The following is a 13,368-nucleotide window of genomic DNA, read 5'->3' as shown; positions in this document are numbered from 1 at the left end:
TGTCCGTCCTGGCCAGGGATTGACGGAACCAACTCATGCGAAGGGTTGCGCACATGGGCATTCTCACCCGCCTGCGGAATGCGTTCGGAAAGTCACGCAAGGGGGACGCTGCCGATGCCGCGGTCCCTTCCGCATCTGCCGCCGCCGAGCCGACCGTGCCGGCGGCCCGGCAGGAGACGGCTCCCGAGCCCACGCCTGCGGCAGCCGAGCCTGAGGTCTCTGTCCCCGCACCGGCCGCGGAGCGCGAGCCCGAGGCCGCGCCGGAGCGACAGGCCGAGCGTCAGGCCGAGCGCAAGCCCGAAAAAAAGGCGTCCTCGGTGGACGACCTGGTCTCGGCGGCGTTCGACAACGTGACGGTCCCGAAGCAGGCGACGGCGCCTGCGGCGCAGGCTGAGCCGGAGGCGAAGGCTGAGGCTGCGGCCAAGACGGACGCTGAGGCTGCCGCCGAGGCCGAGGTTGTGGCCGCCGCCGAGGCTGTGGCTGAGGCTGAGGCTGAGGCGAAGCCTGTGGCTGAGGCCGAGGCCGAGCCCGAGGCCGAGCCCGAGGCTGCGCCTGCCGCGAAGGCTGAGCCGGAGCCTGTGGTGGAGGCGGAGCCGGAACCCGTTGTGGCGCCCGAGCCCGTCGTGGCGCCCGAGCCCGCGAAGGCCGAGGCCAAGCCGGAGCCCGTCGTCGAGACGGCACCGGAGCCGGAGCCGACGCCCGAGCCGGTCGCGGCCGAGACGACGCCGGAGCCCGAGCCGGCGAAGGCGGAGCCCGCGAAGGCAGTGGCTGATGAACCCGAGCCCGTCATCGTCGCCGCGGCCGAGGCCGAACCCGAGCTGGTCATCCAGCTCGTCCCGGAGCCCGAGACCGAGCCGGTCGTCGAGCCGGAGCCCGAGGCCGAGGCCGCAGCCGCCGAGGAGGTCTCCGAGGCGGAGGCCGAGGCCGAGGCAGCCGTCGCCGAGGTGACCCCGGAACCCAAGTCGGCAAAGGCGCCCGAGCCCGCGAAGGCCGAGGCCGAGAAGCCGTCGGCCCCCGAAGCCGAGACCGAGGCGGCTCCCGAAGCCGCGGCCGGGCCCGCCGGTGGTGAGGACGCGGTCGCCGCCCAGGCCCCCGCCCTCCTCAGCGCCTACAAGGCAGCCGCCACCGCCCTGGCGAACCAGAACCTCACGGACGCCCGCGCGAAGGTCTACCTGGTCCTCGACCGCTCCGCGTCGATGCGCCCGTACTACAAGGACGGCTCCGCGCAGGCGCTCGGCGAGCAGACCCTCGCCATCGCGGCCCACCTCGCGCCGGAGGCGAACGTCCAGGTCGTCTTCTTCTCCACCGAGCTGGACGGCACCGGCGAACTCACGCTCGCCGAGCACGACAACAAGATCGACGAACTCCACGCGGGCCTCGGCCGCATGGGCCGTACGAGCTATCACGCGGCCGTGGAGGAAGTGATCGCCCTGCACGAGAAGTCGGGCACCCCCGCGGAGCCCGGCCTGGTCGTCTTCCAGACGGACGGCGCCCCGGACGCCAAGACCCCGGCCACCCAGGCGCTGACGTCGGCGGCGAAGAGCCACCCCGGCCTCTTCTTCTCCTTCGTCGCGTTCGGCGAGCAGGACAACAAGGCCTTCGACTACCTCCGCAAGCTGAAGTCGGACAACACCGCGTTCTTCCACGCGGGCCCGACACCCCGCGAACTCACGGACGCGGAGATCTACGAGGGCGTACTGGCGAACTGGCGCCCGTAACCCCACGCCACAGCGTCACCCGGGCCGCCCCTTCTCGTCCCATAAAACGAGGAGCGGGCGGCCCACCCATGTCGGCTACGATTTCAAGGTTCGTAAGACGGCCGAAAGTCGAAGCAGCACTCGACCGGACGTCACCCCACGTAGCGACTCGGGAGCAGCCCGCAATGGCTCGACACCTCATCACCAGCGCCCTTCCGTACATCAACGGGATCAAGCACCTGGGCAACATGGTGGGGTCCATGCTCCCGGCGGACGTGTACGCCAGGTACCTCCGCCAGCGCGGCCACGATGTCCTCTACATCTGCGCGACGGACGAGCACGGCACCCCGGCCGAACTGGCGGCGAAGGAGCAGGGCCTCCCGGTCGCCGAATTCTGCGCCGGAGCGCACGACGCGCAGAAGGCGATCTACGACGGCTTCGCGCTCGCCTTCGACCACTTCGGCCGCAGCTCCTCCCCGCAGAACGCGGAGCTGACGCAGCACTTCGCCCGCCGCCTGAACGAGAACGGCTTCATCGAGGAGCGCGCGATCCGGCAGGTGTACTCGCCGGCCGACGGCCGCTTCCTGCCGGACCGTTACGTCGAGGGCACGTGCCCGCACTGCGGTTACGACAAGGCGCGCGGCGACCAGTGCGAGAACTGCACGCGCGTCCTGGACCCCACGGACCTGATCAACCCGCGCTCGGCGATCTCGGGTTCGACGGAACTCGAAGTACGCGAGACGACGCACCTCTTCCTCCTCCAGTCGAAGCTGCAGGGCGAGGTCGAGGCGTGGATCGACGAGGTCGCGGACGAGTGGCCGCAGCTCGCGTCCTCGATCGCCCGCAAGTGGCTGACCGAGGGCCTGCACGACCGCGCGATCACCCGTGACCTGGACTGGGGCGTCCCGGTCCCGGCCGACACGTGGCCGACGCTGGCCGCCGACGGCAAGGTGTTCTACGTCTGGTTCGACGCGCCGATCGAGTACATCGGGTCGACGAAGGAGTGGGCGGACGCGGCTCCGGAGGAGAACCGGGACTGGAAGTCGTGGTGGTACGAGCCGGCGGGCGCGTCGGACGTGCGGTACACGGAGTTCATGGCGAAGGACAACGTCCCCTTCCACAGCGTGATGTTCCCCGCGACGGAGATGGGCGTACGGGAGCCGTGGAAGAAGGTCGACCAGCTCAAGGCCTTCAACTGGCTGACGTACTACGGCGGTAAGTTCTCCACCTCGCAGAAGCGGGGCGTCTTCACCGACCAGGCGCTCGACATCCTGCCCGCGGACTACTGGCGCTACTTCCTCATCGCCAACGCCCCCGAGTCGGACGACTCGTCGTTCACGTGGGAGCACTTCACGGCGACGGTGAACAAGGACCTGGCCGACACCCTCGGCAACTTCGTCAACCGCGTCCTGTCCTTCTCGAAGAAGCGCTTCGGCGAGGAGGTCCCGGCGGGCGCGGAGGCGGGCGAGCCGGAGGCGAAGCTCGGCGAGGAGATCGCCTCGCTCCTCTCCGACTACGAGACCCAGATGGAGGCGCTCCAGTTCCGCAAGGCGGCGGCGGCGCTGCGCGCCCTGTGGTCGGCGGGCAACTCCTACCTGGAGGAGAAGGCCCCCTGGCTGGAGATCAAGACGAACCCGGAGGGCGCGGCACTCACACTGCGCACGGCGATGAACCTGATCCACCTCTACGCGGTGGTCTCGGAGCCGTTCATCCCGTCCTCGTCGGCCGCCATGCGCGCGGCCTTCGCCCTGCCCGACGACACGGCGACCTGGGTCACCCAGGAGGAGGCCAAGTCCCTGACGGCCCTCCCCGCGGGAACCCCCTTCACGGTCCCCCCGGTCCTCTTCGCCAAGATCACGGACGAGGACCTGGAAACGTACAAGGAGCGCTTCGGCGGAGCCCCGGAGTAACGACTCCGCTCCCCCTCCGACGGCCGGGGTGGCCGGACACCGCACAACGACGGTGCCGGGCCACCCCGTTCGTGTACGCGGAGCCCAGGAGCCGCTGCTCCTCGCCGAAGAGCCGCGCCGCATCCGTCGCATGGACCCTGAGGGGCGCTATCCAGTTCGCCCTCGCCGTCGGTGGCTTCAGCGCCGCTGACGGCGGACGCTCACTCGGGCGGGTGAATATCCCCAACTGTGTAGTTATCAGGTCGCTTTGGGGCCTTACGCTCCCACTGCAACCTGCTTCTGGCATGCGCCAGCGGCATATCTCACACCGCCAGGAACCCTCATGGTCAGCGCGCCGCACGAGGCGATGCACCGCATCTTTCAGGACCACCCGGACCTCTTCTCCGGGGTGTCCAAGGTGCTCGGCGTCGACTTCGCTCCGCCCACCTCGGTCACGCTCATGCCGACCGACCTCACCGAGGCCAGCCCGCTCGAACGCCGCGTCGACACGCTGCTGCGGCTGGAGATAGAGGACGACGAACCGCTTCTGGTCGCCATCGAGGCCCAGGGCAAGAAGGACCCGGACAAGCCGGCGAGCTGGGCGTACTACGCCTCGTACCTGCTCGCGAAGTACCGGTTGCAGCCGATGCTGCTGGTCGTCTGCCAGGACCACGCGACGGCCAAATGGGCAGAACAGCCGGTCCAGTTCGGGCCACCCCAATGGCCGTTGCTCACCCTGCGCCCGCTGGTCGCGGGGCCGCACAACATGCCGGTGATCACCAGTGCGGCGGAGGCACGGAAGGATCTCGCGCTCGCGACACTGTCCGCGATCACTCACGGCAAGAGCTCTGAGATCGGGACGATACTCAAAGCAGTGACGACCGTCCTGCGGGACGAGCCGGACACGGTCAAGAACCCAGTCATCGAATTCATCTCACGCGGCCTGGGCAAGCTGCCCGCCGCAGCACTTTGGAGGACACTCGTGGCCGTGGACCTTTCTTTCTACAAGTCACCCATCTTCGAAGAAGTCCGCGAGGAGGCCAGGGCGGAGGTCCGGGCCGAGGTCCTCCTGGTCGTCTTCGAGGCACGCGGAATCGACGTCCCCGAGGCCGTCCGGGAACGCATCACCACCTGCGACGACCCCCAAAGCCTGCGCCACTGGGTGCGACGCGCCGCCGTGGCCCCCTCCGCCGAAGCGATCTTCACCGACGACTAGCCCAGCGTGATGGGGCACAGTCGCGAGGACTACATGGCTGGCCCAGTACTGACGCATGGCCCGGCCTGCATCCTGGGCGCCTCACACAAGCACGGAGAGCCCTGATGTTCGAGGACCCCGCCTTCTACACGTCGTCCGCCTCCGAAGAAGCACGCGCCCAAGCACGCGCTCAAGCCCGGGCCCAAGCCCGGGCCGAGGTCCTAGCCGAAAGCCGGGCGCAAAACATTCTGATCGTCTTCGAGGCGCGCGGCATCGACGTCCCCGAAGCCGTCCGAGAGCGCGTCACCAGCTGCGTCGACCTCGAAAGCCTGCGCCACTGGCTGCGACGCGCCGCCGTGGCACCCTCCGCCGAAGCGATCTTCACCGACGACTAGCCACGTCGTAACTCGGCAGAGCCCCCGCCCCGACCCGGCGGGGGCAGGTCACGGGGTCGAAGGCCTCGCTCACGGCACCCTCGGCCCCGTGACCAACCGCCCCTTCGTGTCGTACGGCCAGACGTTCGGGGTGCAGCCCCGCATTCCCTTGATCTGTTGCATCATCGCCGGGGCCGGTTTGCCCGGGCCGGGGCACGTCACGTGGCCGTGGCCGAGGAAGTGGCCCACCTCGTGGTTGATGATGAGGGCTCGGTACGCGGTCACGTCATCGGCGTAGACAGGCGTCGCCAGCAGCCAGCGTTTGAGGTTGACCACCACGTCCTTGCCCACACTGCAGTTGACCTCGCCGCGCGTGTTCAGGCCGTAGCGGCCGCAGATCTCGTCGACCGTCCCCGGTGTGGCCAGGCGTACGACGAAGTCGGCCGTACCCGTCGAGACCCGCTTGAAGCCCGATCGGCCGTCCGCCGTCCAGCCTCGCCGGTCTGCCAGTACGTCCTCCACCTGGTCCGCCACGTCCGCCGCCGACTGCGCGAGGCCGTTCTCGACGACGACCTTGTAGCGCAGCGTGCGAGCGCCCTTTCCCACGGTTCCGCTCCCACCACCGGCCGTGGTGAACGTCCCGGGCCCCGACGCAGGGATCGAAGGGGAGGACGAGGAGGAGGGGGATGGGGAGGGGGAGGGGGAAGAGACCGAGTCCGGGGATTCCTCGTTCGGTGGGATTGCCTGGCTCGCGCTGGGCTTGCTCTCGGGCGAGGGCCGACTCGACTCCTCGCCCGCTGCCGCCGGTTCATCGGTGGAGCCGGCGGAGTTGTCCGAGCTGGATGCCGCCGGGCTCCCCCCACTCACCGCCAGCGCCGCCGCCGATAACACCGCCAGCGCCGCCACGCCCCACAGCAGGGGTCCCTTTCCCCTGCTGCCGCCACCCGCGGAGCCTCTGCGACGGCGGCGGGATCTCGCAGTCGGGGACGGCTCGGTCGCGCGGCGGTTGATCATGGTCATGAGCATCAAGAGTGAATACGCGAGGTGTTGGGTTCTGGCTCAGCGGATAACGAAGCCATAACGCCCAGTTGGGCGCGCGCCCGTTACGGGACCCCGCTCCTGGCATGTGCACGATTCATCCGTATGGTTTCGTCATGGCAGTTCCCCAGGTCATCCCGATCGCGTACGAGCCGCGCCACCGCACCGATGCCATCGGTCACTACGCGGAGGGGCAATTCCTGGGATCGGTCACCTACGCCTTCCCCGAGGATTACCGCCCCGACGACGGCTGGGAAGAGCACAAACGACTCTTCACGGTGCTCCACACCTTCGATACCGAGGGTCGTCACCGAGACTCGGAAATCTGGTGCGCCGGCAGCTGGGCCGAGCAGCAGCGCAATCCGCAGGGGCCCGACTCGGTCCTCTCCCAAGCACAGGCTCATCTCGCGAAGTTGCTCCGGAGCCTCCCTCGGCGCCGTTACACGGACATCGCGGTACGCCCTTTCCGACTCACCCGCGACGGCGTGCTGTTCGGTCTGCTGACCGGCGAGGACGACGGCGAACCCTGGGCCGAGCTGTACCCCGACCGCCTCGGCTTCGGCCCGCCCTGGAACGGCACCTACGACACCTGAGCACTCCGCCGCGCGCGCCCCGCCTCGCTCCGCCGCGCCTCCACGTCGGCCTGGTCCGGGCCGAGGGAGGTACGGGCCCTGCGGACATGGTCCAGGCCCTCGGCCGCCGTCCTTCTCACCAGGGCGTACTCGGCCGCCGTACGGGCCGTGGCCAGTTCCGCCCGGGCCGTCCGCAGCCGTTCGGAGGCGGCCGACAGTGCCTGCGCCGCCATCCCGTCCGCTCTCGCTCCTGTCCGTGTGCGTACGTCGAGCGCCGACACGCCTGCCCCCAGCCGGACCACCCAGCGGTTGGCGTCGGCCTCCGCGTCCAGGTCGGACAGGCGGGACAGGGCGGACAGTCCGCGCGTCCGGCCCCAATGGCGCCTCGCGACCACCGCTCCGGCGATCAGCAACAGTGCGAGCAGCACGGCGCATCCCATGTTCTCCTCCGGTGATCTCGTCCGGCGCCGCCGGTGTCCTGCGGGGCGTTCTCACCTCGCACCCACCATCAGACGCCCTGCTCCTGTGCCCACTCGACGAACACCCTGTGGGTCACCTGATCACCCCGGCCACTCTGATCGCCCTGACCACCCCCATGGGCCCGGGACGTCTCTCGTCCCGGGCCCATTCGCCGTACGCGTTCCTGTGCGGCCGGTTCAGCCGGCGCTCACCCCGCTCAACTCGCCGAAGCCGAAGCCGAAGCCGTGTCCGACGCCGTCGCCGACGCGCCCGGCTGTACCGCGTCGTCCGTGCCCTCGTGCGTCGCGTCCGGGTCGACGCCCATCGTGATGGAGCCGAGCACGCCCTTCGCGATGGCGTTCTTCTTGTACTTGAGCTTCAGGAGACCACCGGCCGTACCGGACTGGTCGTAGATCGTGTCCTCGGTGAGCGTCGTGCGCTCGGTCGTCGACGTGGAGTACGGCTCGACCTCCGCCGAGGCGAGCACCGACTCCTCGTCGAAGAAGAACTGGCCGGTGTGGCAGGTGTTCCCGCCCTCGTATCCGGCGTCCGTCCAGGTGCCGCCGACATGCACCTTGGTGTGGATGTGGACGCAACGGCCCCGGTACCAGCCGGGGAAGACCGTCTTGAAGGTGACGAACCCCTGCTTGTCCGTCTTCCACGTGCCGCGCAGGTAGCGCTTGTCGTCGGTGGGATCCTGGTGGCCGCCGCCACCGCCGGGCGGGGGACCGGTCGGTGTGCCCGTCGGTGTGTCGGTGGGCACGTCGGTGGGCGCCCCGGTGGGGGGCGTGCCGCCGCCACCGCCGGAGGAGTCCTCGTAACCGGAGTAGAGACCCAGCGCGTCACAGTGCCAGATGTCCACCGCGGCGTTCTTGATGGGCTTGCAGGTCTCGTTGTCGATCACCTTGAGGCGGAGGGTCATCGCAATGCCCTCTCTGTCCTCGGTGATGTCCTGCCGGAGCTTGTCGGCATCGATGTAGTACGGCCCCTCGGTGGTCTCCGAGGTGAGCTTGTAGCAGCCCTCCGCAGCCGTCGAGGTGGCGCTCGCCGACGCGCCCTGCGCGCTCGCGGCCGTCTGGCCGGCGTTCGCGGTCGCAGCGATCGTGCCGCCCACGCCCACCGCGGCGACCGCCGCGCCACCTGCCACGACCACCTTGCGCCGCGTCACATTCCGCTTGTGTTTCGGCCCTTGGGCCGACTGGCTTCCTGTCATGTTTCCCGTCATGAGCGAGGAAGCTAGGTAAGAAGGCTGTCAACAACGTGGGCGCGGACTGTGGATTACCGTTCGCGTGCGAAACGTGGCGCGAATCGATCGGCCGCGACCGAGACCTCGACCGAGACTCGACGGCACTCGACAGCGCTCGACGGCGCTCGACGGCGCTCGACGGCCAAGTCTCACCGACGGCGCCGCGGCTCAACGGCTGCCGCGCGTCTCGGCCGCCCGCCTCGACATGTCACGGACCAGGCCGCCCGGTCCACCCGTCCGAGCGCGTCGGCGAGCCGGGTGAGCAGGTCGTCGGCGGCCCGTTCGCGATCGGCGGCGGCTTTGGCCGAGAACAGTCGCGCGAGGCGTCGGCACAGTCGCTGCGCAGGGTCACTCGTCGTCCTCGGCGGTCCATGCCATGCCACTGTGTGCCTCATGGCAGACGATCGCGGCGAGAGCCGAGGTGGCCCCGATCCCGCCGTCACACCCGGGGAAGCGGCAGCCGCCCAGGAGCGCGCCTTCTGGGAGACCCGTCGCCGCTACCACGAGCTGGACGACGACGAGGCCGGGCGTCGCGAGAAGCGCCGCCTCGGCAAGGAGTCCCGGCGTATGAACCTGGAGGTGCGCATGCACCGCTACGCCCGGAGCCACGACGAGGGCCCGGCCCCGGCCGATCTACGGCTCCCGCCCCTTCCGGACGACGAGCCCTTCCGGGACGAGCCTTTCCCCGGCGAGGACGAGCCGGCCGGCCCCGGGCGGTGAACGGCCGTGGGGCGGTGTCACCTCGCGACGAGGTGGCACCGCCCCACACATGCGTGACGTCGGTCGGCCTGACCCTACGGACAGGCCCTACTTCGCCGGGTTCACCGGCTTGCGTACCGAGAGGTGCAGCTCACGCAGCCGCGTCTCGTCCAGCTCGGTGGGCGCGCCCATCATCAGGTCCTGCGCGTTGCCGTTCAGCGGGAACGCGATGGTCTCCCGGATGTTCGGCTCGTCGGCGAGGAGCATGACGATGCGGTCGACGCCGGGGGCGATGCCCCCGTGCGGAGGGGCGCCGAAGCGGAACGCGCGCAGCATGCCCGCGAACTGCTCCTCGACGGTGTCCCGGTCGTAGCCCGCGATCTCGAAGGCCTTGAGCATGATCTCCGGCTCGTGGTTCCGGATGGCGCCGGAGGACAGCTCGACACCGTTGCAGACGATGTCGTACTGCCAGCCCAGGATGTCCAGCGGGTCCTGGGTCTCCAGGGCCTCAAGACCGCCCTGCGGCATCGAGAACGGGTTGTGCGAGAAGTCGATCTTCCCGCTCTCCTCGTCCTTCTCGTACATCGGGAAGTCGACGATCCAGCAGAAGCGGAAGACGCCCTCTTCGAAGTGCCCGGCGCGCTTGGCGGTCTCGACGCGCACCGCGCCCATGATCTTGGAGACCTCGTCGAAGTCGCCCGCGCCGAAGAACACGGCGTGGCCGGCCGCGAGCGACAGGCGCTTCGTCAGCTCGGCGACGTTCTCCTCGGTCAGGAACTTGGCGATCGGGCCCGTCAGTGAGCCGTCCTCGGCCACCCGCACCCAGGCGAGGCCCTTCGCGCCCTGCGAGACCGCGTAGTCACCGAGCTGGTCGAAGAACTTGCGGGACTGCGCGGCCACGTCCGGCACCGGCAGGGCCCGTACGTGCTTGCCCGCGAAGGCCTTGAACTCCGAGCCCTCGAAGATGTCGGTGATGTCGACGAGCTCCAGCTGGGCCCGCAGGTCCGGCTTGTCGGAGCCGTACTTCAGCATCGACTCGCGGAACGGGATCCGCGGGAAGGGGGAGGTGACGTTCCGGCCGTTGCCGAACTCCTGGAACAGCTCGGTCATGAGCTTCTCGATCGGCTGGAAGACGTCCTCCTGCTCGACGAAGGACATCTCCACGTCGAGCTGGTAGAACTCGCCCGGCGAGCGGTCGGCTCGGGCGTCCTCGTCGCGGAAACAGGGCGCGATCTGGAAGTACCGGTCGAAGCCCGAGATCATCAGCAGCTGCTTGAACTGCTGCGGGGCCTGCGGCAGGGCGTAGAAGCGGCCCGGGTTCAGACGGGACGGGACGACGAAGTCGCGCGCGCCCTCCGGGGAGGTGGCGCTGAGGATCGGCGTCGCCATCTCGTTGAAGCCCAGCGTCGTCATCTTGTGCCGGATGGCGGAGATGACCGACGTGCGCAGCAGGATGTTGCGGTGCATGCGCTCGCGGCGCAGGTCGAGGAAGCGGTACTCCAGGCGCCGCTCCTCGTTCACCCCGTCCTCGGTGTTGATCGTGAAGGGCAGCGGGGCGGCGGCGCCGAGCAGCTCGACCTCGCTGACCTCGACCTCGATCTCGCCGGTGGGCAGCTCCGCGTTCACGTTCTCCGTGCCACGGGAGACGACCTTGCCGTCGACCCGGACCGTGGACTCCTTGGAGACCTTGTCGAGAGCCTCGTACGCGGGGGTGCCGGGGCGGGCGACGAGCTGCGTGATGCCGTAGTGGTCCCGCAGATCGATGAAGAGGATGCCGCCCAGGTCGCGCCGATTGTGCAGCCAGCCGCTCAGCCGGACGTCGGTGCCGACGTCAGAGGCGCGGAGCTCGCCGCAGGTGTGGGACCTGTACCGATGCATCGTCGTTCATCCAGTCTTCGCGGTCGGGGACATGTTTCACGTGAAACACGTGCAAGCGTACCGGCCGCCTCGTGATCGCCGTCCGCAATAGTTCGCAGGGCCGCAGTGGCACCCTTCGTTCACCTGTTCATACAGTGGGTCAATGCGCACAGGTGATCCCCTTCCGTCCGTGGGGGATGTCCTCGTCACCCTCGCCACCGGCCTGTGGAGGTGGGACGACGCCGCCGGGAAGGTCACCCTCGACGCCGAGGCCTCCCGGCTCCTCGGCCTGCTCGCACAACCGACCGTGCTGACAGAGGCAGGGATACGGGCCCGTTTCCACCCCGTCGACTGGAACGAGGTCAACGGCGTCGTCCAGCTCGCCGCAGCCGAGGGAACGCTCGCCGAACTGCGCCTGCGGGTCATGGACGACCAGGGCCGCGTACTCCGTACCGTACGCAGCCGTTCGAAGCCCTCGATCGACCCGAACACCGGGGCGTACCAGCTGATCGGCACCCTCCAGGAGGTCACCGAGCCGCCGCCGGGCGCCGCGGCGCGTTCGCCCGTGACGGGTGACTGGCGGCGCTCGCGCGAGGCGTTCCTGCTGGACGCGGGGCGTGCGCTGGCCGAGGCGCGGAACACGGAGGAGGTGCTGCGGGTCGCGGCCGGTCTGTCGATGCCCGGATTCTCACCGGACGGGCTCGCGGTCTTCGGCGCGGAGGCCGACCGGCTCACCGTCATCGGCCACTTCGGGCAGCAGCCGGGCGACGAGGAGCCGTTCTCGCACATGCCGCTGGAGACGGACTATCCGGCCGCGGAGGTCGTCCGCACGGGTCGCGCCGTCTATCTCTCCTCCCCGGACGACTACCGCGGCCGTTTTCCGGCCGCCTGGCCGCTCGCCGAGGGCTTCGGCCGGGAGTCCTGGGCGTTTCTGCCGCTCACGGTGGCGGGGCGCACGATGGGCGCCTGGATGGCGGCCTTCACATATCCGGTCACGTTCACGCCCGACGAACGGTCCGTGCTGACGACGGTGGCGCGGATGCTGGCGCAGGCCCTCTCGCGGGCCGGGGTCGCCGAGTCCGAGCGGGAGCTCACCGACGGCCTCCAGCGCTCGATGCTGCCCACCCTGGGACCGAAGATCCCCGGCATGAGCGTCGCCGCCCGGTACGTGCCCACGGGCGGCGGGCTCCAGGTGGGCGGCGACTGGTACGACATGATCCCGCTGCCCGGCGGCACCTCGCGGACCAGCCCCGGGGGCGGCCGATTCGCGCTGGTCATCGGCGACGTCCAGGGCCACGACGTACGCGCGGCGGGGCTGATGGGCCAGCTCCGGATCGCGCTGCGCGCGTACGCCTCGGAGGGGCACCGCCCGGACGCGGTCCTCTCCCGCGCCTCACGCTTCCTGTACGGGATCACCTCCGACGACGAGATCGCGGACCTGCGCTTCGCGACCTGTCTGTACGTGGAGGTGGACCCGGAGAGCGGCGTGCTGGAGATAGCCAGGGCCGGGCATCCGGACCCGGCGATACGCATGGCGGACGGGACCGTGCTGACCCGGCCCACCGCGGGCGGGCTGCCGCTCGGCATCGACCCGGACGCCGACTATCCGACGACGCGGCTCGTGCTGGAGCCCGGCGAGACGATGCTGATCTGCACGGACGGGCTGATCGAGACCGGCGGCCACGACCTGGAGACCGGCTGGCTCAGGATCCGCAAGATCCTGGAGAGCCACGACGGTGATATGGAGGCGCTCGCCGACGCGCTGGTCAGGGCCGTGCACGGGCCGTCCTCGCATCACACGACGGGCCCGCTGGCGGACCGCCGCGAGGACGACATCGCGGTGCTGCTGCTGTGCCGGGCGGGGGAGGAGGGCTGCGATCCGGGCACCACGACGACCGTGCGCCCGACCGTACGGCGCACCATGCTGACCATCGCGCAGGCCGAGCCGCAGAAGGTCGCGCTGGCACGGCAGCAGCTGCGGGAGTTCCTGCACGACTGGCCCTCCGCCGACCAGGTCGACTCGGCGGTCCTGCTGGTCTCCGAGATGGTCACGAACGTACTCGTCCACACGGACGCGGACGCGCTGCTCGTCGCCGAGATGACGGGCGCGGCGGGCACCCGCCGGATACGCATCCAGGTGACGGACGGCAGCGACGACCTCCCCCACCGGCGCCACCCGGGCGAGCTGGCGTCGTCGGGCCGGGGCCTGGTCCTCACCGAACTGCTCGCCGACGCGTGGGGCGTCGACCCGCGGGGCGAGGGCAAGAGCATCTGGTTCGAGCTGTACGAGGAGGGGGCCGGGACCGGTGTGGAGACGGGCGGCGCATGACGAGAGGGGCCCC

The 13,368-nt window shown here is 70.0% G+C and carries 11 protein-coding genes; 7 read left to right on the top strand and 4 right to left on the bottom strand.

Annotated elements, in window-relative coordinates; translation table 11 throughout:
* Positions 1 to 53: 53 nt before the first annotated feature.
* The 4 genes from ACZ60E_RS12970 to ACZ60E_RS12955 all read left to right on the top strand — a co-directional run bounded on the left by ACZ60E_RS12970 (position 54) and on the right by ACZ60E_RS12955 (position 5,176).
* A complete protein-coding gene (locus tag ACZ60E_RS12970; protein ID WP_469440038.1) occupies positions 54 to 1,718 on the top strand; it encodes a VWA domain-containing protein in 1,665 nt (554 codons plus the stop codon).
* A 164-nt stretch (positions 1,719 to 1,882) separates the two neighbouring features.
* On the top strand, positions 1,883 to 3,607 hold the full coding sequence (gene metG, locus ACZ60E_RS12965) for a methionine--tRNA ligase (protein ID WP_384803653.1): 1,725 nt from the start codon (positions 1,883 to 1,885) through the stop codon (positions 3,605 to 3,607).
* 322 nt (positions 3,608 to 3,929) lie between these two features.
* Positions 3,930 to 4,802 (top strand): hypothetical protein, encoded by an 873-nt coding sequence (locus ACZ60E_RS12960; protein ID WP_469440036.1) that lies wholly within the window; start codon positions 3,930 to 3,932, stop codon positions 4,800 to 4,802.
* 104 nt (positions 4,803 to 4,906) lie between these two features.
* A complete protein-coding gene (locus ACZ60E_RS12955; protein WP_469440034.1) occupies positions 4,907 to 5,176 on the top strand; it encodes a hypothetical protein in 270 nt (89 codons plus the stop codon).
* Positions 5,177 to 5,245: 69 nt separating this feature from the next.
* Here ACZ60E_RS12955 and ACZ60E_RS12950 read toward each other — a convergent pair whose 3' ends face one another.
* On the bottom strand, positions 5,246 to 6,169 hold the full coding sequence (locus tag ACZ60E_RS12950) for a DUF3152 domain-containing protein (RefSeq protein WP_469440466.1): 924 nt from the start codon (positions 6,167 to 6,169) through the stop codon (positions 5,246 to 5,248).
* A gap of 140 nt (positions 6,170 to 6,309) precedes the next feature.
* Here ACZ60E_RS12950 and ACZ60E_RS12945 point away from each other — a divergent pair, with 140 nt between their 5' ends.
* Entirely contained in the window at positions 6,310 to 6,786 is a 477-nt protein-coding gene (locus tag ACZ60E_RS12945) for a hypothetical protein (protein WP_384803659.1), read from the top strand.
* Here ACZ60E_RS12945 and ACZ60E_RS12940 read toward each other — a convergent pair.
* Positions 6,774 to 7,205, bottom strand: coding sequence for a hypothetical protein (locus ACZ60E_RS12940; RefSeq protein ID WP_469440030.1), 432 nt, complete (start codon positions 7,203 to 7,205; stop codon positions 6,774 to 6,776). The genes ACZ60E_RS12945 and ACZ60E_RS12940 overlap by 13 nt on opposite strands.
* A 236-nt stretch (positions 7,206 to 7,441) precedes the next feature.
* A complete protein-coding gene (locus tag ACZ60E_RS12935) occupies positions 7,442 to 8,449 on the bottom strand; it encodes an intradiol ring-cleavage dioxygenase (protein WP_469440028.1) in 1,008 nt (335 codons plus the stop codon).
* A gap of 414 nt (positions 8,450 to 8,863) precedes the next feature.
* Between ACZ60E_RS12935 and ACZ60E_RS12930 the strand changes: the two genes are divergently transcribed.
* Complete coding sequence (locus tag ACZ60E_RS12930; protein ID WP_469440027.1) at positions 8,864 to 9,190, top strand: hypothetical protein; 327 nt, start codon at positions 8,864 to 8,866, stop codon at positions 9,188 to 9,190.
* An 87-nt stretch (positions 9,191 to 9,277) separates the two neighbouring features.
* On the opposite strand, the gene aspS is transcribed toward ACZ60E_RS12930, so the two are convergent.
* Positions 9,278 to 11,047 carry an aspartate--tRNA ligase gene (aspS, locus tag ACZ60E_RS12925; protein ID WP_469440024.1) on the bottom strand — a complete coding sequence of 590 codons (1,770 nt, stop codon included), beginning with the start codon at positions 11,045 to 11,047 and terminating at the stop codon, positions 9,278 to 9,280.
* A gap of 142 nt (positions 11,048 to 11,189) precedes the next feature.
* Between aspS and ACZ60E_RS12920 the strand changes: the two genes are divergently transcribed.
* Entirely contained in the window at positions 11,190 to 13,355 is a 2,166-nt protein-coding gene (locus ACZ60E_RS12920; protein ID WP_469440019.1) for a SpoIIE family protein phosphatase, read from the top strand.
* Positions 13,356 to 13,368 lie beyond the last annotated feature (13 nt).

The sequence above is a fragment of the Streptomyces sp. NPDC102514 genome, assembly GCF_055584525.1.
This window is presented reverse-complemented; position numbering and strand designations above follow the sequence as displayed.